Here is a 24,977-nt window from a genome sequence, read left to right on the forward strand (position 1 = left end):
GCATGTGGATCACGTTCGGCATGATTGCCGTCTTCTTCATTTTCGTCATCATCGTCATGGAGCGCACCTCAGCCAAAGACTCTTCCTTCTCTGACTACGCTACTGGCGGCCGGTCGTTCAACTCCGTCTACGGAACCGCCGCGTTCATCAATACCTGGTTGCCGGGTACTGTCTTCATTTCCTTCGCAGGGCTCACTGCTGGCAGCGGCGTGACAGGGTTCTATCTGGTCCAGTACAGCGTCTTTGCCGCCATCATCATGTTTCTGTTGGCCAAGCCCGCCTACCTCTGGGGAAATCGTTACGATCTCCGTACCCAAGCAGACCTACTCGGACTCCGCTATGGCTCGACGCCAGTCCGCGTTATCGCAGCAATCATCGGGGTCGTTGCATCAGTCCCATGGGTCGTTCTGGGAATGCAGTCGTTGGCGCTCATTTTCAGCTTCTCGTCCGACGGAGTCATCGGGCCCGTGCTCGCCGTTGTCCTGGGAGTCATCGTTCTGACTATCCGACAGATCTGGACCGTCAAGTTCGGTATGCGAGGCGTAATGATCTCCGACTTGATTCAGGGAATCGCCGCGTACTTGATGGGATTCATTGTCATCTTCGGACTCATCGTCTGGCTCATCGCCAACAACCACGGATTCGCCCAAGTCGACCCTGCGCTCCTCATTCTGCCCGGACCAGGAAGCGAGCTTGGTCCACTGTATTTGTTTTCGCTCGTTCTTACTGGAGCACTGGGCGGATGGTGCTGGCCGGACATCTTCGTTCGCCTCTTCACGCAGAACGGTGTGAGCACCATCCGGCGCACATCCGTCCAGGCAGTTCCGATCCTGCTCGTCTTCGCCACCGCACTCAACGTGATGGCACTGCTGGCGTCCTCAGTGCCAGAGGTCGCCGCAGCACCGGACACCGTGTGGTTCGTCTTGGCTTCATTCGGAGGTCCCCTGCTGCTCGGCCTCGCCGGCATCTGCGTGCTGTGCGGCTCAATGGGCAACGTCGGCGCGAACCTCCAGGCAATCGGAGCCATGACCGCCAACGACATCATCGGACCGATGAGGAAACAAGAGATTCAGAACGCACGGATCGGCAAGATCTCCGTGGCTGCTATCACGATCCTTTCATCACTCGGGGCGCTGGCAACCGCATCTACCACAACAGGGCTCGTGCTGTGGGCCCAAGTTTCCTACCAAGGAATCTGCCAGCTCGCCCCGACACTGTTCCTCGGCATTTTCTGGCGACGAACAACTGCGCTCAGCGCCATCCTGGGAATGGTGCTCGGCTTCGGTACCGCCGCTATCGTGCAAATCTTCTACCCGATCTCCGTGCCCTGGCTAGGCGGGATGACCTCAGGAATTGTCGGGCTGATCGTCAACACCGGAGTGATGGTTGCAGTCAGCCTGCTCATGCCCAATAACGCGCACGAACAGACTCGAGTCGACAACCTCTTCGACGAACTCAATCAGATCCAGAAGGACGAGAAGCAAGCATCATGACCAAGGCAGAACGCACGACTACACGCAGGACCGGCTACATTTGGCACGAACGCTTCGGATGGCACGACACCTCTACCCACGTCGGCTTCCTCCCTGCAGGCGGCTTGCTTCAGCCGCTTGAGCACTTTGAAAGCTCCGCGTCGAAAACGCGAATGGCGAGCCTCATCGAGGTCAGCGGCCTTCGAAAGAATCTGACCGACCTGGAATTTGACCCTGCCACAAAGGAACAAATCCTTTCGGTGCACACGGAAGATTACGTCGACCGCATCATCGATCAGAGCAATTCAGGAGGCGGTGACGCCGGTGACGGCACCTCGCCCTTTGGCCCCGGCGGCTATGAAATCGCACAGATGGCAGCCGGCGCAACGACATCGGCGCTCCTCAACGTGCTTGACGGTACCGTCGACAACTCGTACGCGCTCGTACGTCCCCCAGGCCACCACGCGGAGCCTCAACAGGGTCGCGGGTTTTGCATCTTCTCGAATGTCAGCATCGCAATCAATGAAGCCAGACGTCAGGGAAAGGCACGCCGAATTGCCATCGTCGACATCGATGTCCACCACGGCAACGGAGCACAGAAGATCTTTTGGGATGATCCGGAGGTACTGACGATCTCCGTCCACCAAGACCGCCTGTTTCCTCTGGACAGTGGCAAGTTCGACGAGACTGGAAGTGAGGAAGGCAAACGAACCAACATCAATCTGCCGCTTCCCGCCGGATGCGGCAACGGCGCGTATATTGCCACTGTTGCCGAGAACGTCGTCCCAGCTCTCGAAGCGTTTCGCCCCGAAGTGATCATCGTCAGCTGCGGATTCGACGCGTCGGTGGCAGACCCTTTGGGTCGGATGTGCGTTACAGCCGCAGGCTATGCGCAGATAACTAATGTCCTCATGTCTGCGGCCGACTCACTCTGCGAAGGAAAGCTCGTCTTCTCGCATGAGGGGGGCTACTCACCTGCCTACGTCCCGCTCTGCGGACTTGCTGTCGTCGAAACTCTAGCTGGCATCGAGAAACTCACTCCCGATCCGTTCGTTTGGGCATTCGACGAGTACCCCGTTCACGAGGTAACTCATGATCAACGGGATGCAATAGACCAAGGGCACCATGTCATTCAGGAGGCAATTAAGTCGATGCGCTAGAGCGCAAACCGATCGACCAAGCCAACCTGAGGGGCCCGCTCGGATAAGCAAGAACGGACCCCTCATGTTGGCGATTCAGATTGGCTCAGAAGGGCTGATGGTCCTGTTCAACAATGAACGAGTATTCCTCACCAATCTCCTGCTCAAGGGCCAACTGCGCTCCGAGCTCACCAATCGCTGGCGACGTCTTGAATCCCTTGCCCGAGAAACCGGCCATGACCAGGACCTTGCCCATGGAAGGATGCCGCCCCACGTACTCAATGCGAGACTGCGTATACGCCTCGAAGTATGGGTTGATCCGCATTGGATACGACTCGAGGTTCGGGAAGAAATCACGGACCAGTTCGCGCACCGCGGTCAGGTCCGATTCACCGACACGGACGTCAGCGTCATCAGGAGAGTCGACCGCCATGTGATTGGCAAATCCCAGTCCGAGCTTCATCGCCGCCCCGTCGGCCGTCGGGAGTCCGTAAGAATAGTTCGGGGCAGCCCTGATGTACGGCATGAGCCCGGAAAGGTCATGACCAGGGCGCGGAAGGAACCACGTCGACAGCAGCCGGCGCGGAGCCAGCAACGGCGCAATATCGGGAAGCAATGCCGACGTCCACGCACCGGCCGCTACAACCACCTTCTCGAACAGTTCGTCGCTGTCGCCTGTCGTCACTCGCACCTGGGCTCCGCGCTGTTCAATCCTGGTCACTCTGGATTCTGTGCGAATTGATGCCCCTTGTCCGATGGCAGCGTTGGCTGCTGCTTGGATCGCACGATCTGGATAGATGGTCCCAGCGTCACGGTCGAGGACTCCGAACTCGTTCTCATGAAGGTTCAAGTCCGGATATCGGTGTCTCATAGCATCCTGCGAGATCACCTCGGCTCGGTCACCGAGAAGCTCGGCCGATCCTAGAGCTGTTGTCGATGCAACAGTGCCTTCTTCGATAATCGTCAACGCTCCGTCCAAGGAGCGAAGTCGCGGGAGGGCCGTCTCCTGCAGCTCATTCCAGAGTTCGTCAGCACGTTGGACCACCGGGAAGTAACGCATGTCTTCGAGCTCGACGTACCTGAACAGACGCGATTCGCCGCCTGCGGCTCCTCGCGGATGACCGGGACTGTAGAGCTCGTAACCCACAGCATCGACGCCCCGCCGAGCCAATTGCCACAACACCTGTGAGCCGATAGTCCCCGTTCCGATTACTGCAATGCGAGGGGTGTTCATACGATCAACTTCCTTTAGGTTCGACGGTCAGTCCAGTCCGGCGTATAAATTTCGCTGCAGCGGCTTGCGCACGAGTAGCAGGATCAGTCCCACGAGAACTGCGACAGTGCCGATACCGGCGAAGTACGCATTATTCGGGATGGCTGCGAAGAGTTGTCCGAGCAGGCCGGACAGTGACGAGCCGAGCGCCAGCGTCAAGAAGTTCACTGCGACCATCTGAGCGGTAAAAGCTTTGGGCGCGATTTGTGTCGCCAGTGCAAGTCCAATGGGCCCGACGAAGTTCTCAGAACTGCCGACGATCACCATGAAGAGCAGGACCAGAAGCACCGGAATTGCTTCCTGGTACACCAACGCGGAGATGAAAAGGATGAAGAAGAAGCCCACGCCGATCTGGATCATTCCGATCGAGAACTTTGCCCCGGCTCGCGGTTGCCGCGCACCCAGCTTCTTCCACAGGGACGCGATGAGCGGCGCGGCCAACACACCCGCTAGCGGGCTGACCATCGCGACCCACCCGACAGGGAAGGACCACCCGCCGAGATCGCGATCCACCCGGTCTTGGATGAGGATCGAAACGGCGGTGAACTTCTGGAACAGGAATCCGAAGTACAAGCCAGCAGCCAGGAACAAGGGTATGTATGCACCAACTCGCCGCTTCTCCGACCTGGAGACCTTCTTCGACGAGAGCATCACCCCGAAATAGATCGCCGCCGCGACAAGAGCAACCACTGTGGCAACGGTGGACAGGCTCTCCGCAGCCAGCACGCCGGTCCACGCGGCGATGATGATGGCAATGATCGCGACAAAGGTCAGGCCGATGGCATTGCGTGCACCCGTCCGCGACAGGGGGCGAGTGATCTGCCCAGCCCGTTCTGGGAGGTTCCGTGACGAGAACACGTATTGCACGAGGGCGACGATCATTCCGATTGCGGCGAGAGCAAATCCGGGGTGGAAGCCCCAGCTCTCCTGCACGAACCCCGTAGCGAGGGGCCCGAGTACTGCGCCGGTGTTGATCGCCATGTAGAAGTACGAGAAACCTGCGTCCCTCCTGGCGTCCGTCTCGTTCTCGAGGACGAATCCGACGATCGAAGTGATGTTGGTCTTCAGCGCTCCCGTTCCGAGAATAATAAGAACGAGACCAACCGAGAGCCCTGGCATTCCCGGGACGAACGCCAGCGCGATATGGCCGAGGGCGATGACTATTCCGCCGATGAGCACGAGACGCTTCGGGCTGAGGACACGCTCCCCCAACCACGCGCCGACGAGCTGAGCGATGTATACCGCTCCCCCATACGCGCCGACAATCCCTGCCGACGCAGCAGAACCCAGAGCCAGTCCACCCCTGTCGAGCTCGTAGAGGAGGTAAAAGGCCAGGATGCTCTGAAGGCCATAAAAGGAGAACCTCTCCCAGAGCTCGGTGAAGGCCATGCCTCCAACACTTCGCGCACGGGCCTGGCGCGCCACTGGTTTCACATCATTGTGGATCGATGTCAACGTCTTCCTTCTTTCATGGGAGCAGCGTCGTTGGTGCAATCAACTGGTTTCAGTACGTCGGAGGAGCCATCATCCACACGACGCGTGCGGCTGCGGTGCCGGTGGCTTCGGCCACCCGGTGGGGTTGATCGCTCTTGTAGTGAAGCGAATCCAATGCGGCCAATCGGTTGGTCGTGCCGTCGACGGTGACTTCGACCTCACCCTCGATGACTAGAAGGATCTCCTCGGACGCCCCGTGAGTGTAGGGTTCGACTCCGGTGTCCCCACCGGGCTCGAAGTGCCCCACGAGCACTTCAAGATGATCGAAGTGCGACGGAGAAATCTTGACCTTCGACGCTTCATTGCCGAATCTCTTGCGCGCGGCATCGGCGAACCGAAGGACAGGGCTGCCTTCAACATTCGGTTCGTTGAACAGGTCGCCGACGTTGAGTCGAATCACGCCGCAGACGTTTTGTAAGGTCGCCACGCTTCCCATCGCAATGCCGCGCTCAAGCTGGGATAGGTATCCCGTCGTGATGCCGGCTTCCTCTGCGACTTCCTTGAGGGTCAGCTGCAGAGCCAAACGGCGCTTCCGTAAGCGTTCTCCGAGAAGATTCTCATTCTGTGGCTCAGATCTCATTTACTCAAAGTACAATTATTTTTACTCTGAAGTCAATCAGGTTGAGTCGACTCCCGTCTCGCTGATGATGCTTGCGGACCAAGGCGAACTCGATCGCTCGATCCTAAGTCAGGCACAAAAGATCGCGCTCAGCTCGACCCCAGACGCGTCCAAGTTCGTTCCCCAGAGGACCATTCCCGAGCCACCATAGATCGGGTGGTTCAAAAGTAATTACCTTTATATTATTGCAATCTCTTATCCATGTGTCTAGCATCACAGTATGGCGACGGCGAAGCACCTTGAGATCCGCGAGAGCATCGAAGCAGACATCCACAGAGGGCTCTTCGACGTGGGGCAAAAACTCCCCACGGAGAAGGAACTCATGGAGCGTTTCGGCGTCAGTCGCAACCCCGTGCAGAAGGCAATGAACGCGTTGGCGGAAGCCGGCCTCGTCTCTCGCAAACGCGGATCAGGAACGATCGTCGCTTCAACTGGCCTGCGCACCAACCTGCTCCGGATGATGGATCCTTCGCTGACCAGCCCTGAAGTCGACGGCGACCATAAAGTCGTCAGCGTCGAAGTCTCCTCAGCCGAATCATTTCCACTCAGCCGGAACGTGTTCCCAAAAGGGCAACCAACTGCTGCGCTGACGAGGATGAAGTACAGCGCTGATGGTCAACCACTGGCTCTCGAACGGTGCTGCATCAATCTCAGCCGTGCGCCAGAAGTCCTCTCGCAGAACCTGGAGCACCTGACCACGATCGCCTATTACAACTCACTCGGCCTTGGGATCAGACGGGCAAACACCGTCCTCAGAGCAGCTCTCCTGGAGACGTTCGATGCCAGCCACCTCGAAATTTCTTCCTCGGAACCAGTCGTCTGCCAACAGCGCACCACTCACTTGGCCGATGACTCCATCATCGAGGTCGCCGAGTTCTACATCCACCCCCGAAATATGACTCTGGAGGTCAGTCAAATTGACAACAGCTAACCCCGAGAAAATCGCCGTCGTCGGAGCCGGCATCATCGGAACGATGACCGCATGGCAACTCGCCACACGCGGATACGACGTCACCGTATTCGACCAGTGGAACTCCCCGAACGACCGAGGCGCATCGGCTGGCGAGTCGCGAATCTTTCGGACCATCTATAAAGAGGGCCCGGAGTATGTGCCCATCCTGAGGAAGTCCTTCGACAAGTGGCAGGAGCTACAGTCGAATCAGAACACCTCCGTACTCACCATGTGCGAAGGTCTCATGATCGGCCATCCCGACATCGAAGACGTTGCCGCCGTCATCGACTGTGCTCAGGCCGCGGACCTCGACCACGAAGTGCTCTCGCAAACGGAGATGGCGAAGCGGTACCCGCAGTTCGGGCTCGACAGCGACGAAGTCGGCGTCTTCGATCCGGTTGCCGGAGTGTTTCGACCAGAAGCTGCTGTACTGGCTGCACGCAAGGAAGCCGAGCGACTCGGGGCCAACTTCAAGCCCTATACCCGAGTGCTCAACATCCGATCACTGAGCCACTCGGTCATGGTCGACACCGCCGATGGCGCTCACGCGTTCGACAAGATCGTCGTCTCCACCGGCCCGTGGGTGAACGAACTGACCGAGTTCGACTCCAGCACCGTCGAAGCATTGCGCTTGGTCGCCATGTGGTTCCCAGCCAAAGACGTCCCATTGCACACGCCAGAACACATGCCGATCTCCATCCGTCGACATCCAGAAGGCGGATTCTCCTGCTTCCCTGCCCTCGACGGACTCGGAATCAAAATTCTTCCCCACCACCTCGCCTGGAAAACACTTGACTCGGTCGATGACCTCCCCCGATTCATTGAAAACGAAGTCGTCCAATCAACCGAACACGCCGTGGCCCGCCTCATGCCAGGAGTCGACCCCATTCCCTACCGGGTGTCCACATGGACAGAAGGATTCACCGTCGACGGTGCACCGATCGTCGGTCCCTCGAGCGCCGACTCCCGCATCGTTCTAGCTGTGGGCATGTCTGGTCAAGGATTCAAATTCTCACCGATGATGGGCTCCATCGTCAGCGACTTCGTTGAAACGGGCACCTCATCAGATGCGATCGCCATCATGGACTCTCAGCGCTTTGATCGGAGCTCGTCATGAACATCGGCACCACAGTACTCATCTCAGTCACTGCTGCCATCGTCATCGGGATCGGGGCGCTCATCTCGTTCTATGTAGGTAAACGAGCCAAATCCAATGACTCCTGGGTCGTCGGCGGCCGTAACCTCCCGCTCTACGTCATCGCCTTCACCCAATACGCCACCGCAGTCGGCGGCGGCGTACTCGTCGCCCACGTCGGCATCGCCTACGCATGGGGTCTGTCGGTGTTCTGGTACGAAATCTTCGTCATCGTCGGCCTTCTCGTCATTGCGATCTTCGCTGGATGGCTGCGCCGCCGAACGTTCTCGACCATTCCCGAAGTCTTCACGAAACTCTATGGTGAGCACCGGCTCATGCTCTCTATGGTCGCGCTGGCCGTCATCGTCGTTCCGTTCGGCTGGTTGGCCACGCAGTTCATCGCCTTCGCCAACCTCTTCAACGCGGTGACGGGCATCGGGATCACGCCACTGATCATCATCATGGCCGTGGTCTCCATCGCATTCGTCCTCCCCGGCGGACTGACATCAGTCGCCTGGTCCGACTTCTTCTTCGGCGTCTTCATGGTCATCGCATCGATCGTCGTCGGCGCATACGCGATCATCAACGCCGGCGGACCGTCGACGATCGTGAAGAACCTCCCGGCCGAGCTGACCACGATGCCTACCGGGCTCACTGCCGCAGGTGGACTGACGATCCTGCTGTGGCTGTTCTCCATTCTCCCAGGAACGCTGACCAATCAGCTCTACTACCAGCGCATCTTCGCTGCCAGCAACGTCAAACAGGCCCGACAGGGCCTCTATCTCAGCAGCATTCTGATCGGCATATCCGGAATCTATGCACTTATCGTCGGAGTCTCGGTGCGCAGCATGACCGACCAGTTCGGCGTCGACGGCCGCGAACAGGCAGCAGGGTGGTTCCTCGCCCAATTGCCAGTCTGGCTCATCGCAATCTACGGTGCGTTCCTCATGGCCACGATCGTCTCAACTACCGGGTCGGCACTGCACTCTGTCGTGGTCAACTTGGTCAATGATCTCAGGCCAGCGTTCGTCAAGAACAAGGACACATCTTCCGACCTCGTTGCGATGTCTCGGTGGTGCACCGTCGCAGTCTCCGCAATCGCTGCAGTCCTTGCCATCGTCTTCCCCACCGCGCTCAACTGGCTCGTCGCAACGTACGCCTACTCGGCCTCGATGCTGGCCGTGCCGTTCCTCCTCGGCATGATTTTGACCAACAAATGGAAACTCGACGTATCAGTCGGATATGTCTCTATGGCGGCCGGTCTCGTCGTGTGCGCAATCGCCCACATCGCAGGAACCACCATTCCCTACGCAATCTTCGGCATCATCGCGAGCCTCATCGCCTACCTCATCATGCTTGCCGTGAAGAAACCGCAAGCCCGAGCACTCTCCGAAAAAGAAGGAGCCCTTTCATGAAGATACTCGTCATCGGTGCAGGAGTCCTCGGACTCACCACCGCATTCAACCTCGTCGACGACGGACACGACGTCACGATCGTCGACAAGACAGGACCATACGCACAAGCAAGCAGTCGCTCATTCGCCTGGATCAACGCCAACCACAAACTCCCCGCCGAATACCACCGGCTCAACCGTGCCGGTATCGCGGCTCACGAGGAGTTCCAGAAACGATTCGCCAGTCACGGAACGTGGTTCCACCAGCACGGGTGCATCATGTTCGACAGCTCACCAGACAAAGCGACCGGATATGACGAGCGATTCACTGAATCGGCGGAGCTTGACTACCCGGTCGAACGAATCGACTCTGGCCGCCTACGCCAGCTTGAACCCACTGTGAGCTGGCCGACGGACTCAGGCTTGTACTTTCCTCTCGAAGCTCACTTGGACAACGAAGCGTTCGGCAGCCTCATTGAGGGCTTCCTCGAAGAGGCCGCCGTCGTTCCGGAAGTTGCAGAAGTTGTCCACGTAAGAACCGACTCAGACACGGCGACAGTGGAATTCGCTGACGGAGGCACACGGGACTTCGACCAAGTGATCATCGCAGCCGGCGCAGACTCCGGAGCCATCGCAGATCGATCGGGTCTCCTGCTACCAGTGGCAGATTTGTCTCAGCCCGGACCACGGACACACAGCCTGCTCGGTGTCACTGCTCCCACAGACGTGAACCTCAACCGGATCATCATTTCCGACAAGATCAACGTTCGTCCGCGTCGCGACGGTAGCATGTTCGTCCAGATTCCTTCCGTGGAAGCTCGTACCGAAGAAGGAGAGAGCCCGGGACTGCACAACGAGGTCCGGGCCGTCATGGAGACCGAGCTTCAATCGCTCTTTGGCACGCACATCCCAGTGGACCGCGTCATTTTCAGCGGACGCAGCTTCCCGGAAGACGGGCTGAGCATCGTCGGATACCTCGACGATCACCACCGGGCTTACTCGCTTGTCACCCACAGCGGAATGACCATGGCTCCCCTACTAGGACGGCTCGTTGCTGATGAAGTTCGAGGAGACAGCTCACCGCTGCTCAAAGCGTTCCGACCAAGCCGATTCGCGGACGGGGTAGTAAGCGCTACACCCTCTACCTTCATCGGCCGACAGTAGGACCGCGGATCGCCGTGCCCGGGCATCGCATCAGCGCCCGGGCACGCACTAATCGAAGTCAGTCGTTATGCCGAAACTTGACCAAGCTCCGGTACGGACGGGCGTTCAGACCTCGCTCTGCGAGAGAGCCGCTACTTCGCAGTCGCGCCGTCGAGCTGGCGATGAAGCAGGCTGGCGAATCCGAGGTATTCCAACGCTTGTTGAGGGTCCCGGGGCCGGAACAGGTCGTGCGCCCTTGGATTCCGAACTCCGAGCATCGCCCCACGGAAGAGCGCTGCGAACCCCTCTTGCTCGTCCTTTCCGCTCTGACCAGATGCGGTGGACACAGAAACCCGCGGGTTCGAGCCGCCGAACACCTCACCCATCAACTTGACGCCAGACTGCGTGGACTCCGTGAGCTCCCGCACGCGGACTTCGATCGACTTGAATGCCTCGCTCACGGCGGCTTCGTAGTGCCCGTCGGCGAACAGTTCGCTCGATGAGCCGATGATGTCCTCATGAAGGTTCTCGATCGACAGTCGGCGTACAGCTGCTATTCGGCTCGGCGGTGCAGCGCCCCAGGTCACGTGGATGTGCTCCATGCCGCGGAATGATGGCCCCGTGGGATTGTTGACGTCGACAGCCGCCGCGACCTTACGAGCTGTGCCGCCGCGTGGGTCCGGGAACTCCACGACATCGCCTTCATATATCGGCGTGTCTACAGCAAAGAACCCGGTCTTTGCCTGGATGTGAGCCTCCACGTCAAATCGCTGCTCGTCTTCGGTACCGGGGCGGTGGACGATGGTGACCATCGTGGTACCGAAAGTACGGAAGCGAGACGGGAGCGATGCCATATTTCCAATGTTGTCATTGACTGCCGAATACCGCCAGCAGGTCCGTGCCACGGCAGTCTCCGCATCTGCCGCTCCCTGGCAGATGCATGCGAGAGACTCGACTCATGATCCGCAGACTGAGCAGGATCGCCGGGCGTACGCCGAGGGCCGCCGCGATGGCGATGAGGTTGTCGACGGTGGCGGCCCGCTCCCAGTGCTCGATGCGGCGCAGGTCCGCGGTCGTCAGCCCGTGGCCGAGCTGGAAGAGGACGTAGGCGAGCTCGTCGAGGCTGAGGTCGCGCAGCTGGCGGTAGTGGTGGACGGCGTCGGCGAAGGCGCGGGACGTGGGCGGGAAGTCGGCTATGGCATCAACTGTATGGCGGGGCACGGACACAGGATCGGCTCGAAGGCAACGGCTGCGGGAGGACTGCCGTGGACGTGGGGACAGGCGGGAGGTTCGCGGCCCCGCCCTACGGGCGGCGGCTCGCCGCCAGGCCGGAGTCGCGGGAGGAAGGCGGATGGTTGGGGGCTCGCCTCAGTCACACGCGGATTCCCGTGTGACTGGGTGCGTGATGGTGTGTGTGACTAGGTGTGTGACCGGCATTTCGCCTCATAAACCAACATCACTGCATGCTCACTCACGACCAGTCACATACATACCCCTCGAAAGAAGTATGCGCGCACGTGCGCGGGGATATATACATATAGATCCCCCGCGCATACGCGCAAGAGGTCGAAAGGGTGTGTGACTGTGTGACCGGGGTTGTTTTCGTCTGGTTTACCAAGCAATTCGCAGTCACACATCCTGTGTGACCGGAGCTCGCACCGCCACCGCCTGCCGCCCTTCCACGAGCGTCCAGCCCGGCACTCAGCGCCGACCATGGAGAGCCTGGCCGCCGGGCCGCGGCTCGCGAGCATACGATCCGGCGGTCAGTTCTCCAGGGAAGCCTCAAGTCCCTCGATCTCCTTTTGGATATGAGCCATCGCGGACTGCGCCTGCTGAAATTCCGACTCTGCCGCCTTCGCTCGCTGCTCCTGCAGCTCGAGGTCGCGCCGGAGCGCGCGGATCCTGCGGTCGACGCTACTCGTGGCGGTCAGCAGGGTCATGAGCGGCACGTCGAGGGCCTCAGCCGCAGCAACGGCTTCATCAAGGCGGACGGCCCGTTGAGACCGTTCGATGCGCGTGACGGCAGTCCCATCGACGGAATAGCCGAGTATCTCCGAGATCCGCTTGGCCAGCGCCGTCTGGCTGACGTCCGCTCGGGCGCGCTCCTCGCGGAGGCGTCGAGCGAAGGTATCGGTCGGCGAGGTGTCGGCCACGGCGCGTCTCCTGATCTACGAGGAAGTCGATACTGCTGCAATCACAGTACCGCACTTTGAAACTGGTGAAATCGCAGTGCATCGTGTAATCTTGTAGGCAAGGCTGCACCCAGTTGGTGCAGCCAATCCAGTGCAGAGGCTAGGGTCGATCTGGTCCCGAACAAGGCGATCAAGGACTTCCTCCGTGCCCATCGAGGCTTGTCGATCGATCATGCCCGACGTGGGGTCGATTGGCTGTTGTATCTGCGGACCGAGGCACCAAAGAACCCGTGGACCTTCGTCACCGCAGACGCCTGGGCACTCGACCGTCAGCGGCCGGTCGTGATCAAGCCCGAGACAGGATAGGGAAGAGACGAAACGGTTGTATGGGACCGGGTTCAGTGTCGAGGACGGTAACGGCATCCAGAAAGGCTGGGGAGGCCGGTCGCGGTGAGAACGACGGGTAGGACACGCCGCTGCTGTACACACATTTTGGCCTATAACCCGAGGTGTCTCTCAGCTGAACCAAACAAAAAGCCCCTCTGATCATCATTTGTGCTGATCAGAGGGGCTGTTGCCGAGCCGCCTGCGGGAATCGAACCCGCGACCTATTCATTACGAGTGAATCGCTCTGCCGACTGAGCTAAGGCGGCAACCGAACCAACTTTAGCCAACTTCTCTGCCAGCGGTCAAAACGGCGATCACCCTACTGGGCGGTGAAGACAGAGAGCTTCGTCACCCTCTTACTGATGGGCGACATCCGGGCGTCTGGCCCGCCGTCGAACGGGTGCCGCACAGCAACAGTCACGCACCCGCTAACCTTGAAAGGACAGTTGGCACAGACACGAGGGTGAGACATCCATGGCAGAGTTCGACTCCGACGACTTCATGAGTGATTTCCAGGCGCTCATCGAATGCGAGTCGTTCTCCAACGACCTCTCTTCCTTGGCCCGCAGCGCCAGACTCGTCTCGCGCATCGGCACCGGAATGCTCGGTGCCGCACCTCAGATCATCGAGACCGACGGCCACCCGCATGTGCTGTGGCGCTTCGGCGCCGGCCCGCGCAAGGTCGTGCTCATCGGCCACCACGACACCGTCTGGCCCATCGGCACGCTCGCTGACTTTCCGTATTCGGTCAAGGACGGAGTGGTCCGCGGACCCGGTGCCGATGATATGAAGGGCGGACTGCTCATCGCCATCTACGCGTTGGCAAAGGTCCGCTCCGAACTCGGCCACCTCGATGGTGTCAGCCTCCTCATCACCGCCGATGAAGAACTCGGCTCCCCGGGTTCCCGACAGATCATCGAAGACGAAGCACGCGGGGCGAAAGCCGCTCTCGTGTTCGAAAGCGGCGCCGCCGACGGCGCCGTCAAGATCGCTCGCAAGGGAGTGGCGATCTACCAGCTCGAAGTCACCGGCCTGGCATCGCATGCCGGAGTCGAACCGGAGAAGGGCATCAACGCCACCATCGAGGTGGCCAACCAGGTCGTCGAGATCGCTGGCCTGCACAAACCCTCGGCCGGAACCTCTGTCGTCCCGACCGTGATGACCAGCGGATCGACAACGAACACCGTGCCGGCCAAAGCCGTCGTCGGCATCGACTCCAGAGCCGCCTCGGCGGATGAACAGGTGCGCATCGACGATGCTCTGCGCGCCCTGACGCCCACCGTGGCTGGTGCGAAGATCGAACTCAAGGGCGGAATCAACCGTGCTCCGCTCGAAGAGGACATGGCGATGGGCCTCTACGCCCGCGCCCAACGGCTGGCCGGACGACTTGGGCATCCCCCGCTGCGGTCCGTCGCCGTCGGCGGAGGGTCTGACGGCAACTTCACCGCCGGAGTCGGCACTCCGACCCTTGACGGTCTCGGCACCGTCGGTGGAGGCTCCCACGCCCGCACCGAACATGCCCTGCAGATCTGGATTCCCCGCCGCATCGAACTCACCGCGGCACTCGTCACAGAGCTCCTCAGCGAGAGCTGAGGGGCCGACTACTCCCCCGGCGCTTCTCGACGCCGTCGATTCAGGGCCCCGGAACTCAGATCGCGCCGGTGCGGTCTTCCTGCAGCCAGGGGTTCGACAGCAGCACGAAGGCTGCTTCGACGATGAGCACCGGCGACATGTTCGTCTGCAGACGCTGCCGGGCCTCGGTGATGGCGTCGATGCGCAGCAGCGTGGTGTCGGGACCATCCCGGTTCGCCTGTTCGGCGATGAGATCGACTTCGCCGGCGTTGATCCACCCGTCACGGATCCCCAGCTGGTACATGAGGATGTCGCGGTAGAGGCTCATGAGTTCGAGGAAGATCCGGTCGAGCTCATCGTTGCGGGCCCGCACCGAGCGGCGCTTCTGCTCCTCCTCGAGCTTCCTGATCTGCGCTCTGGCCGACGGCGGAATCGTCTTCTCCCCTTCGACACCCAAGGTGGTCAGCAGCTGAGTCCGCTCGGCGGCGTTGCGCTCTTCGACTCGTGACTTCGCGGTTTCGGCAGCGTTGTCGACGATGCGGCCGGCCAAACGGATCGTCGCCCCCACGGAGGTGAGTTTGCCGGGGATCGCGAGAATCTGTTTACGTTCGGCATCAGCCGATTCGTTGAGTGCGAGGTATTTCGCGCGCCCGATGTGGTTCTGGGCCACTGCGGCAGCCCAGTGTGCGCGATCTTCCGAGACGTTGTCGCGCTGCATCAGCAGCTGTGCCACGGCATCCCGAGAGGGGATGCGCAGTCGCACAGGACGACACCGCGACCGGATGGTGGTGAGCACATCGATCGGACTCGGCGCGCACAGCAGCCACACGGTTCCCGGAGGCGGCTCTTCGATGGCTTTGAGCAGCACGTTCGCTGTGCGTTCCATCATCCGGTCGGCATCTTCGATGATGACGACGCGCCATTTCGAGTTCACGGGCGACGCCTGTGCCTTGGACACGAGTTCACGGACCTCTTCGATCGATATGACCGATTTCTGCGTCGACATGATCGTCAGGGACTCGTGATGACCCGACAGCACTCGGGCGGTCACGTCATTCGATTCAGTGCCCCCGGAGATGAGCGCGGCGGCGAAGGCGCGCGCCGCGTTCGACCGCCCCGACCCGGGCGGTCCGGTGAACAGCCACGCGTGGGTCATCGCCGCCGGGTTGTCCAGGGCATAGCCGAGCTGGGTGATGACGTCATCTTGCCCGACGAGTTCGTCGAAGACGCTCACTTCAGGAATCCTCCGGGTTGGTGAAGCGACGGGTGCTGCGTTCGCGCTGCCTGCGCAGACGTTCCCGAGCCTGCCGTTCGATCTCGGCTTGAGCCTGCAGCCGTTCACGGCTCATCTCGCGGGCGGTGCGGACCGGCAGCACCGTGGTCTCTGCGTCCCCGGCATCGACCGAGTCATCGACTGCGTCATCCTCACCGGCTTCGGTACTCGAATCGGCCCGGTGGACGACGCGGGTTTCGGCATCTTCGGCATCGACACGGTTGACGATCCGGGTTTCCGCGTCTTCATCTGCGACGATTCGGTCCGTCGGCACACCATCGGCATCATCGCTGTCGTCGACGAGCGCCTCCGAGGCGGTCCCGCTGGCCGGCAGCACCGTGGTCGCCGCGTCCTCGTCGGAACGGTTCGGGGCCTCATCTGAACGATGCGAGCTCTTCGGTTCCAAGAAGGACGGAAGTTCCTCCTCGTCGCCTTCCGAATCCCGGTCCGCATTCTCATCCGCGGATGCCGGGGATGCGGAAGCGGCGGAGCGTTCCACATTCGCCGAGGCGGCCGGATCCTCCCGCAGATCGGCCCCGAGGTCGACGCGTTCGGTGGGAACTGCACCGGAGATCTCGGCCTCGGCGTCGGTGATCGCAGAGGGAACGAACCGATCGCTGGAGGCCGGGACGAAGCGCGGTCCGCGTTCGTGCATCTCGTCTTCGCCGCTCGTATCGCGTTCGTCTGTGTCGTCCGCGTCGGTGTCGTCCTCGGCGGAGCCGTCTGCCGTATTGCGGCTGTCGACAGAGTCGTCCTCGGTCTCAGGGGCACCGACCACTTCTGCGGAGCCGTCAGCAGAGGGCAATACGTCCTTCTCGTCGTCCGACTCGACCGCACCGTCGTCCGCCACGCTTCCGGCGGCCACGGCAGCGATCGGCACGGAGCTGCGTTCCGGGCCGCTGTCGGGCTCGGCATTCGACGTTGCGGCGGGGGCCGCCTCGGTGCCGGTGTCGCGTTTGACCAGGGTCTGCGGAAGCCGAGCGCGGATGGCCGCGAGGATCTGCTCGGTCAGCTCATCGGCGTCGACCGACGCATCGAGGACGACGTAGCGGTCGAGTTCCTTGTGCGCACGGGACAGGTAGGTCTGGCGCACTCGCTGGTGGAACTGCTGGTTCTCCTCGTCGAGGTAGTTGCTGTCGCCACGTTTGCCCATCCGCTCGGCGGCGACCTCGGGTTCGATGTCGAGGACGATCGTCAGGTTGGGCACGAGCCCCTGTGTGGCCCAGCGGCTCAGTGCGAGGATCGTCTTCTCGTCGAAGCTGCGACCCGCTGCCTGGTAGGCGATCGTCGAATCGATGTACCGGTCGGTGATGACGATGTTTCCGGCATCGAGGCTGGGGTCGACCAGGGACGCCACATGGTGGGCACGGTCGGCGGCGAAGAGCAGGGCTTCGGTGCGCGGGCTCGGCGGGTCGGAGTCGAAGAGGACGGAGCGGATCTTCGTGCCCAGTTCGGTGCCGCCGGGTTCGCGGGTGGCCTCCACGTGATAGCCGTCATCGGCCAGAGCCGCGGAGATGCGTTTGATCTGTGTGGTCTTGCCGGAACCGTCTCCGCCTTCGATGGCGATGAAGAATCCGGCGCCGAGGCGCTCGGCCGAGTTTCCGAGTCCGCCTGCCGCAGCCTCTGGCTGGGTGGGCGGGCGGAATCCGTGGACGATGTCGACGGACAGGCCCTGCAATCGGTGCGGATCGAAGGTGAAGAGTCCGATGACTCCGGCGATGAGGGCGGAGATGCCGAAGATGAGGAACGCCACGTCGCTGGGGGCGAGCACCCAGTCGGGGCTCGAGCCGACCTCGACCGTGCCGCCGAGGTCGAGGGCGTTGATCACCAGGGCCAGTCCGGCACCGGCGACGGCACCGTAGCGGCGGGAGAAGTCATAGGGCTGAGCGCGCACACCGATGCCGACGAGGAATGCGATCGCAGCGGAGAGAACGACCTTGCCGGAGAGTTCGTTGATTCCGCCGGTGGCCAGCAGCAGCACACCGGAGACGAGCAGAGCGAACGTAGACACGCGCGGACGGGACATGCCGGGGGCGAAGGTCGGTCCCATCTCGAATCCGATGGCCCATCCGACGAGGCAGCAGGCGATGATGACCGCGAACCCGGCCTGACCATAGCCGTGGCCGATCGCCGTGGGCTGGGCGAGCATGAAGGTGGCGCCGAGGATGGCGAAGAGGCCGATGCACACCCACGGGTTCGCAATCGACTCTGCGGGACGGGCGACCCGGGCCTTGAGTTCGGGGAACTGTCCGGTCGTCGCGGACTCCGCGTGCAGGGCGCGTTCGGGGGTGAGGAAGATGATGACGGAACCGGCAGCCATGCCGATTCCCACCAGCAGAGACACCCAGCCGAGCGCTTGGGTTCCTGCGGCGGATCCGCCGAGGATCTGGAAGGCGCAGGAGACGAATACGAGAACGGCTGCGGGAATGCCGACACGGCGCCACGGCTTCTCGTGTCTGAAGGGGTTGATGCTCGTGAGCAGACCCACCACTGCGCCGAGGAACAGGGCCGCGACCCAGGTCAACCAGGCGCTGGGCGCAAGGCTGAGGACGACTAGGATGGCGGCTTCGATGATCGCAGAGATGCTCAGAGCGGTCTTGCGCACCGCCGGCGGGCGGGAAGCGAAGACCTTTGCGGGGATGAAGAGACCGGCGCAGGAGAGGGCGAAGACGATGAGCAGCGACAGACTGCCCATCTGGTTGTCGAATCCTCCGGCGCTGAGAGACTCTCCCATGGCGGTGAAGGCGCGTCCGCCCACCGTCGCGACGAGTCCGCTGGTTCCTGCCACGACATAGCTGATCGCGACTAAAACGATCAGGGCACCCCAGGCTGCGGTCTCGGTGACCAGGCGGCCGGGGGCTCCGGGCAGTCGGTGTCCTGTAGTCGTCAACATGCTCACAGCCCTACACTATCTGTCCGAACTGACATATCTCTTGGAAACGAGTGCGATCTGCGACAACCCGAACCCGACCGGAGCCTGCCGATCCTCTACCCTTGAACTCGTGCACACTGACTCACTGGCGATGACCACGGTGGCGGCAGAAGGCTTAGGCCCCGTGGAGGAACTCGCTTTCGCCCGCGTCCTCCTCGATTCGGTCAAGGCCGGACGCCGCGGGGCGACCCTGCGGATGTACCGTCCGGCCCCGACCCTGGCGTTCGGTGCCCGGGATCGTTTCCTGCCGGGTTTCGCCGCCGCCATCGAAGCGGCTCGGGATCACGGTTTCACGCCTGCTCTGCGCAGCCTCGGTGGGCGTGCGGCCGCTTACCATCCGGGGTCGTTGGTCATCGATCACATCGAACCGAGTGATTCATTCATCACGAATACCAACGCACGGTTCACCGGTTTCGGCCAGGACTATGTCGAGGTGCTGCGCGGGCTGGGCATCGACGCCCGCCTCGGCGAGATTCCCGGCGAATACTGCCCCGGTGAGCACAGCGTCAACGTGGCCGGGCGGATCAAGGCGATCGGCACCGCCCAGCGCGTGGTCTCCGGTGCCTGGCTGTTCTCGTCGTCCGTCGTCGTCGAGGACCCTGATCCGATCCGCGCGGTGCTCACTGATGTCGAGGCCGCCCTCGGAATCGATTGGGATCCGTCCACGGGGGGATCGATCAGCGAGGTCCATCCCGAGGTGACGATCGATTCCGTCGCCGAGGCGTTCGCCGCCTACTATACCGACGCGAATCCGGATTCGCCCCTGTCCCCCACCGCCGAGGAGCTGGCCGAAGTAGCCGCCCACGCGGACAAGCACCGGCTGTGAGGTCGGCAAAAGCTGTGGCCGCCACAGGCCGGGACAGCGCGCGAACTGCGGAGGCTGAATTACTGTGACCGAACGACTGTGGGAGCACACACCATGACCGTCACCATTCGTGAAGCAGAACGCTCTGATCTGCCGGAGATCCTGCGGCTTGTCCGCGCGCTGGCTGTCTATGAGAAGGAACCGGATGCGGTGGAGGCCACCGAGGCGGATTTCGCGGCAGTGATGTTCCCCGTCGATGGTCATGCGAACACGTTCGGTCTCGTGGCCGAGGCGGGCGGCGAGGTCATCGGCATCGCGATCTGGTTCCATTCGTTCTCGACCTGGACCGGCAGGAACGGCATCTGGCTCGAGGACCTCTTCGTCTTGCCCGAACATCGCGGCTCGGGAGCCGGAAAGGCGCTGCTCGGCCGGCTGGCGCAGATCTGCCAGGAGCGCGGACTGACGCGGCTCGAATGGTGCGTGCTCAAATGGAACACCCCGTCCATCGGGTTCTACGAATCACTGGGTGCGAAGCCGCAGGACGAGTGGGAGACCTACCGACTCGACGGCCAGGCGCTCACCGACTTCGCAGATTCGTCGCGCGGCTGACCTCGCCCCTGACGGGATTGGAGTCACCGCAAAGTCGTGACCGGTGATCGCCGCGAGCTCGGTAGCCGTCGACTCAGGGAGTCTTCGGCTTGGCCGTGCTCGTCTTCTTCGCCGCTGTCGTCTTGGCGGCCGTCGTCTTCTTCGCAGCCGTCTTCTTGGCTGGGGCCTTCTTCGCCGAAGCCTTCTTCTTCGCCGGTCCCTTCGCGCGCTTCTCAGCGAGCAGAGTCGCGGCGCGTTCGAGCGTCACGGCTTCGACGGAGTCGTCCTTGCGCAGAGTCGCATTCGTCTCACCATCGGTGACATACGGTCCGAAGCGACCGTCCTTGACGACGACGGGCTTCTTCGTCTCCGGGTCCTCGCCGAGTTCCTTCAGCGGTGCCGCAGCACGTCGACCGCCGCGCTGCTTCGGCTCGGAGTAGATCTTCAGCGCCTCCTCGAGGGTGATGTTGAAGATCTGCTCCTCATCGGTCAGGGAGCGGGAGTCGGTGCCCTTCTTCAGGTACGGCCCGTAGCGGCCGTTCTGCGCGGTGATGTCCGTGCCCTCTTCGTCCTGGCCGACCACGCGCGGCAAGCTGAGCAGCTTGAGCGCGGTCTCGAGGTCGATCGAGTTCAGATCCATCGACTTGAACAGCGAACCTGTGCGCGGCTTCGGCTTCTTCGCACCCCGCTTCGGCTTCTCCTCGGGTTCGGGCAGCACCTCGGAGACATAGGGCCCGAAACGACCGTTCTTCGCCACGATGGTGTGTCCGGTCTCCGGGTCGACACCGAGCTCGCGGTCGCCGTCGCCCTGGGATTCGATGAGTTCGGCCGCCTTCGCCGCTGTCAGCTCATCGGGTGCCAGATCGTCGGGGACGGAGACCCGCTTCGGGTCCTCGCCGTCCTTCTCCGAGGCGACCTCAAGGTAGGGACCGTAGCGGCCCACCCGCAGGTTCACACCTTCGCTGATGGCCACGGTGTTGACCTCGCGCGCATCGATATCGCCGAGGTCGTCGACGATTGCTTTGAGTCCCTCTCGGTCCTGACCCTTGTCGCCGAAGTAGAATCCGGCCAGCCAGTCGTTGCGGTCCTCTTCGCCCATCGCGATCCGGTCGAGTTCGGATTCGAGGTCAGCGGTGAACGCATAGTCGACCAGCCCGGTGAAGTGCTCTTCGAGCAGTCGGACGACGGAGAACGCCAACCAGCTGGGCACCAGTGCGTTGCCGCGAGTGGTCACATAGCCGCGGTCCTGGATGACGGAGATCGTCGCCGCATAGGTCGAGGGTCGGCCGATGCCGAGCTCTTCGAGCTGCTTGACCAGGCTGGCTTCGGTGAAGCGCGGCGGCGGAGCGGTGGTGTGGCCGTCGGCTTCGGCCTTGACGACCGACAGCGATTGGCCCTCTTCGACCTGCGGCAGCCGCGACTCTCCGGACTTCGTGTCGTAGCGGGACGCGTCCTGACCTTCTTCATAGGCGGCGAGGAATCCGCGGAAGGTGATGACGGTGCCGCTGGCGCTGAATCCGGCTTCATGACCGTCGGCGAGGGCGGCGCTGACCTTGATGGTCGCGGTCTTGCCCTTCGCGTCGGCCATCTGGCTGGCGACGGTGCGCTTCCAGATGAGGTCGTAGAGACGGAACTCGTCACCGTTCAGCTGCTTGGACACCTGTGCCGGGGTGCGGAAGGAGTCACCGGCGGGGCGGATCGCCTCGTGGGCCTCCTGCGCCGATTTCTGCTTGCTCGAGTACTGGCGCGGCGACTGCGGAACGAATTCGGGACCGTAGAGTTCGGTCACCTGCTTGCGAGCGGCGGCGATGGCCTGTCCTGACAGCGCCGAGGAGTCGGTACGCATATAGGTGATGTAGCCGTGCTCGTAGAGCGACTGCGCGGTGCGCATGGCCTGACGAGCGCTCATGCGCAGTTTGCGACCGGCTTCCTGCTGCAGGGTCGAGGTCGTGAACGGAGCGGCCGGGCGGCGGGAGTAGGGCTTCGACTCCACCGCGGTCACCGTCAGCGCATCCTTGGCGCTGCCGTTCAGCTCCGTGGCCAGGGATTCCGCTCGCGCCTGGTCGACGATCGTTGCCGAGGTGTTCTTCAGTTCGCCCTTGTCGTTGAAGTCACGGCCGCTGGCCACCCGCGACCCGTCGAGGGTGGTGAGGTTCGCGGCGAACGGGTTCGTCCCGTCCGGCAGACCGAGATCGATATCGAGGTCCCAGTAGTCGGCAGGCACGAAGGCCATGCGTTCGCGTTCGCGTTCGACGACGAGCCGGGTGGCCACGGACTGCACACGTCCGGCCGAGAGCCCGGCCCGGATCTTGCGCCACAGCACTGGTGAGACCTCGTAGCCGTAGAGACGGTCGAGGATGCGGCGGGTCTCCTGCGCGTCGACGAGCGAGGTGTCGATTTCGCGGGTGTTCTCCAGGGCCCGGTCGATCGCCTCAGGCGTGATCTCGTGGAAGACCATGCGCTTGACCGGAATCTTCGGTTTGAGGACTTCGAGCAGATGCCAGGCGATGGCCTCTCCTTCGCGGTCCTCATCCGTTGCCAGATAGAGTTCGTCGGCGTCCTTGAGCAGACGCTTGAGTTCGGTGACCTTCTTCTTCTTGCCCGGGTCGATCCGATAGTAGGGATCGAAGTTGTTGTCGACGTCGACAGCGAACTTTCCGTACGGCCCCTTCTTCATATCGGCGGGCAGCTCCGAAGGGGTGGGCAGGTCGCGGATATGACCGACGGAGGCCTCGACGTCATAACCGTCGCCGAGGTATCCCACAATCGTTCGCGCCTTCGTCGGAGACTCGACGATGACGAGGCGACGGGGCTTCTTCTCGGTTGTGGTCACGCTTTCACATTCCTCTCACGGCATCAGCTGCCCGCTGCAACGGACGATCCGGCCCAATGTAACACTGTTGAACGGACACGTTCCTCATCGGCCCTTGCGGCCCGGATGCTGCCCGGACCTCGTCCGATCTCGGCTCGAACATGGGGTCAACGGTTTCCGATCCTATCCCTATTCCGCCGACGTCCCCGTCGTCGAGCTCCCGATCGAACCGCCGTCGGGCAGCAGTGCACCCGCCGCGCACAGGGCTCTGACCTGGGCCACGAGTTGGTCTTCCAGTGCCGTGGCATCGACCTCGAGAAGCTGAGCCAAGGCCCCGGCAGTCTGTCGCAGCGTCAGCGTCCCATCCGCGACGGACACGAACCCGGCCAACGCCGTATCGAGGTCGAAGATCTGCCCGAAGCCGATCCCCTGCTCCAAGGTGATCGAGTTGGGTTCCGGCGCCCCGGGAACGAAATGGCGATGTTCGACGAGGTCGGGTGAGCGGGTGAAAGCGGTCGCGGCGATCTCCTCCGGTCCGGCCGTTGCCAGCCACGACCGGATCGCGATGATCGTGGTGAGGAACTCTGCGAGTCCGTGCGGATTGTTCGCCGGCGCCGAGGTGACCCTGACCCGGGTCTTGAACACTCCCTCGGCCGTCCCCGACGGTCCGCGGTCGACGTCCGAGGCGGCGTCGCCGATCGCGGTGTCGTCGGTGCCGATCGTTGGCACATCGTTATCGGACTTCGCCATCAGCACGTATCCGAAGACGACTTCATCCACAGCTCTGGTGTCGAAGTCGTCGAGCCATGCGGCGACTGCGTCGTTCCAGGCAGTGCTGGCGCGAGGGATCCCGCCGTCGCGGATCCACGTCTCGGCGTAGGCGATGGGGTCGAGGGCTTCGCGTTCGATGACGAATACGGACATGTCGTCATCGTCGACCCAGGTCTCCGGTCCTTCGTCCGTCACCGAGGCGGCTTCCCAGTTTCCGAGGCAGACGCTACGACCGCCCGGGGTGAGGTTCTCGGGGATCCGGGTGAAGAGCTCCCGAACGAGTCGGTCCCCGGTCATTCCACCGTCCCGGTATTCGAAGGTGGTGTCCGTGCTGCGCGGGGTGATGACGAACGGCGGATTCGACACGAGCAGATCCACGGGTTCGTGCAATGGTTCGAGCAGCGAGCCGTGCCGGAATTCGATCGTCGTCACGCCGTTGAGTCCAGCCGAGAGTTCGGCCAGACGCAGGGCTCGGTGGGAGATGTCGGTGGCGATGACTCGGTCGCTGTGGCGGGCCAGCAGCAGAGCTTGGATTCCGCAGCCGGTGCCGATGTCGGCGGCCACACCGACGTGATCGCGCGGGGTGATCGACACCAGCGTCCGGCCGGCTCCGCCGAGTCCGAGCACGAACTCGCCGTCGAGGACATCCGGTGTGGTCAGGGTGCCGTGGTCGGCCACGAGGTAGAGGTTCTCGTCCCCGGGACGGAAGCCGCGCGGAACACCGACGGGAAGATCATAGGGGGTCAGGGCGAAGGGGGCGATCACCTCGTCGTCGTCCACGGTGATCAGCCCCGCCTCGGCGGCGGTGTCGAAGGACTCCCCCAGCAGGGCTCGGACCTCGGCGACCGGGACTGGGCGGTGGAAGTGGAAGAGCAGCGCCGCACTGGCCATGGCCCGGTCGGCGAACGTCGACGACGGGTCCGCCAGCGTCCGGGTACAGCGGTGGATGGCGGGGGCGGCGTTGTTGCGCAGCAGCGCCTCCGAGGTCGGGCCGCCCCAGAACCGGCGCAGCCGTGGTTCGGTGTATCCGGAACGGTAGAGGGTCTCGCCCAGGTGGGCCAACGGCAGATCAGTCACAGAAGAAT

General features: G+C 62.3%; 20 protein-coding genes and 1 tRNA gene. 10 read left to right on the forward strand and 11 right to left on the reverse strand.

Features of this window, described 5'->3' with window-relative positions:
- The first annotated feature begins 2 nt into the window (after positions 1–2).
- The gene (locus tag SB749_RS13480) at positions 3–1,493 is read left to right on the forward strand and encodes a sodium:solute symporter family protein (protein ID WP_410710745.1); all 1,491 of its coding nucleotides are present in this window, start codon (positions 3–5) and stop codon (positions 1,491–1,493) included.
- On the forward strand, positions 1,490–2,632 hold the full coding sequence (locus SB749_RS13485) for a class II histone deacetylase (RefSeq protein WP_410710746.1): 1,143 nt from the start codon (positions 1,490–1,492) through the stop codon (positions 2,630–2,632). The genes SB749_RS13480 and SB749_RS13485 overlap by 4 nt, the downstream gene beginning before the upstream one ends.
- Positions 2,633–2,717: 85 nt before the next feature.
- Here SB749_RS13485 and SB749_RS13490 read toward each other — a convergent pair whose 3' ends face one another.
- Genes SB749_RS13490 through SB749_RS13500 form a run of 3 tightly spaced genes read right to left on the reverse strand, consistent with a single transcriptional unit; the run spans position 2,718 to position 5,958 of the window.
- Positions 2,718–3,845 carry an FAD-dependent oxidoreductase gene (locus SB749_RS13490; protein ID WP_410710747.1) on the reverse strand — a complete coding sequence of 376 codons (1,128 nt, stop codon included), beginning with the start codon at positions 3,843–3,845 and terminating at the stop codon, positions 2,718–2,720.
- A 27-nt stretch (positions 3,846–3,872) separates the two neighbouring features.
- On the reverse strand, positions 3,873–5,339 hold the full coding sequence (locus SB749_RS13495; RefSeq protein WP_410710748.1) for a peptide MFS transporter: 1,467 nt from the start codon (positions 5,337–5,339) through the stop codon (positions 3,873–3,875).
- 49 nt (positions 5,340–5,388) lie between these two features.
- On the reverse strand, positions 5,389–5,958 hold the full coding sequence (locus SB749_RS13500; RefSeq protein WP_410710749.1) for a cupin domain-containing protein: 570 nt from the start codon (positions 5,956–5,958) through the stop codon (positions 5,389–5,391).
- Between the two features lie 259 nt (positions 5,959–6,217).
- Between SB749_RS13500 and SB749_RS13505 the strand changes: the two genes are divergently transcribed.
- From SB749_RS13505 to SB749_RS13520, 4 genes are read left to right on the forward strand one after another with little or no spacing between them, the layout of a single operon-like run.
- Positions 6,218–6,928 carry a GntR family transcriptional regulator gene (locus tag SB749_RS13505; RefSeq protein ID WP_410710750.1) on the forward strand — a complete coding sequence of 237 codons (711 nt, stop codon included), beginning with the start codon at positions 6,218–6,220 and terminating at the stop codon, positions 6,926–6,928.
- Positions 6,915–8,066: an N-methyl-L-tryptophan oxidase gene (gene solA, locus SB749_RS13510; RefSeq protein WP_410710751.1), complete on the forward strand. Its 1,152-nt coding sequence runs from the start codon at positions 6,915–6,917 to the stop codon at positions 8,064–8,066. The genes SB749_RS13505 and solA overlap by 14 nt, the downstream gene beginning before the upstream one ends.
- Positions 8,063–9,499, forward strand: coding sequence for a sodium:solute symporter family protein (locus SB749_RS13515; protein ID WP_410710752.1), 1,437 nt, complete (start codon positions 8,063–8,065; stop codon positions 9,497–9,499). The genes solA and SB749_RS13515 overlap by 4 nt, the downstream gene beginning before the upstream one ends.
- The gene (locus tag SB749_RS13520; RefSeq protein WP_410710753.1) at positions 9,496–10,641 is read left to right on the forward strand and encodes an NAD(P)/FAD-dependent oxidoreductase; all 1,146 of its coding nucleotides are present in this window, start codon (positions 9,496–9,498) and stop codon (positions 10,639–10,641) included. Before SB749_RS13515 ends, SB749_RS13520 begins: the two co-directional genes overlap by 4 nt.
- A gap of 131 nt (positions 10,642–10,772) precedes the next feature.
- On the opposite strand, the gene SB749_RS13525 is transcribed toward SB749_RS13520, so the two are convergent.
- From SB749_RS13525 to SB749_RS13535, 3 genes are all read right to left on the reverse strand, one after another.
- Positions 10,773–11,432 (reverse strand): TIGR02391 family protein, encoded by a 660-nt coding sequence (locus tag SB749_RS13525; protein WP_410710754.1) that lies wholly within the window; start codon positions 11,430–11,432, stop codon positions 10,773–10,775.
- Between the two features lie 55 nt (positions 11,433–11,487).
- Entirely contained in the window at positions 11,488–11,841 is a 354-nt protein-coding gene (locus SB749_RS13530) for a helix-turn-helix domain-containing protein (protein WP_410710755.1), read from the reverse strand.
- A gap of 542 nt (positions 11,842–12,383) precedes the next feature.
- Complete coding sequence (locus SB749_RS13535) at positions 12,384–12,773, reverse strand: helix-turn-helix domain-containing protein (protein WP_410710756.1); 390 nt, start codon at positions 12,771–12,773, stop codon at positions 12,384–12,386.
- Positions 12,774–12,971: 198 nt separating this feature from the next.
- Here SB749_RS13535 and SB749_RS13540 point away from each other — a divergent pair, with 198 nt between their 5' ends.
- Positions 12,972–13,118, forward strand: coding sequence for a hypothetical protein (locus SB749_RS13540; RefSeq protein ID WP_410710757.1), 147 nt, complete (start codon positions 12,972–12,974; stop codon positions 13,116–13,118).
- A gap of 214 nt (positions 13,119–13,332) precedes the next feature.
- Here SB749_RS13540 and SB749_RS13545 read toward each other — a convergent pair.
- Positions 13,333–13,405 (reverse strand) — tRNA-Thr (locus SB749_RS13545).
- A gap of 208 nt (positions 13,406–13,613) precedes the next feature.
- Between SB749_RS13545 and SB749_RS13550 the strand changes: the two genes are divergently transcribed.
- Complete coding sequence (locus tag SB749_RS13550) at positions 13,614–14,732, forward strand: M20/M25/M40 family metallo-hydrolase (RefSeq protein WP_410710758.1); 1,119 nt, start codon at positions 13,614–13,616, stop codon at positions 14,730–14,732.
- 55 nt (positions 14,733–14,787) lie between these two features.
- Here the strand turns inward: SB749_RS13550 and SB749_RS13555 are convergent, their stop codons facing one another.
- Positions 14,788–15,945: a DNA polymerase III subunit delta' gene (locus tag SB749_RS13555; RefSeq protein ID WP_062244797.1), complete on the reverse strand. Its 1,158-nt coding sequence runs from the start codon at positions 15,943–15,945 to the stop codon at positions 14,788–14,790.
- A gap of 1 nt (position 15,946) precedes the next feature.
- Entirely contained in the window at positions 15,947–18,877 is a 2,931-nt protein-coding gene (gene tmk / locus SB749_RS13560; RefSeq protein WP_410710980.1) for a dTMP kinase, read from the reverse strand.
- A 109-nt stretch (positions 18,878–18,986) separates the two neighbouring features.
- Between tmk and SB749_RS13565 the strand changes: the two genes are divergently transcribed.
- Positions 18,987–19,742, forward strand: coding sequence for a biotin/lipoate A/B protein ligase family protein (locus SB749_RS13565; RefSeq protein WP_410710759.1), 756 nt, complete (start codon positions 18,987–18,989; stop codon positions 19,740–19,742).
- Between the two features lie 93 nt (positions 19,743–19,835).
- Positions 19,836–20,330: a GNAT family N-acetyltransferase gene (locus SB749_RS13570; protein ID WP_410710760.1), complete on the forward strand. Its 495-nt coding sequence runs from the start codon at positions 19,836–19,838 to the stop codon at positions 20,328–20,330.
- A gap of 73 nt (positions 20,331–20,403) precedes the next feature.
- Here the strand turns inward: SB749_RS13570 and topA are convergent, their stop codons facing one another.
- Together topA and SB749_RS13580 are read right to left on the reverse strand one after the other, a co-directional pair.
- Entirely contained in the window at positions 20,404–23,142 is a 2,739-nt protein-coding gene (gene topA / locus SB749_RS13575; RefSeq protein WP_410710761.1) for a type I DNA topoisomerase, read from the reverse strand.
- 168 nt (positions 23,143–23,310) lie between these two features.
- Positions 23,311–24,969, reverse strand: coding sequence for a methyltransferase (locus tag SB749_RS13580; RefSeq protein WP_410710762.1), 1,659 nt, complete (start codon positions 24,967–24,969; stop codon positions 23,311–23,313).
- Between the last annotated feature and the right edge of the window lie 8 nt (positions 24,970–24,977).

The sequence above is a fragment of the Brevibacterium sp. SIMBA_078 genome, assembly GCF_046534565.1.
Classification (GTDB): Bacteria; Actinomycetota; Actinomycetes; order Actinomycetales; family Brevibacteriaceae; genus Brevibacterium.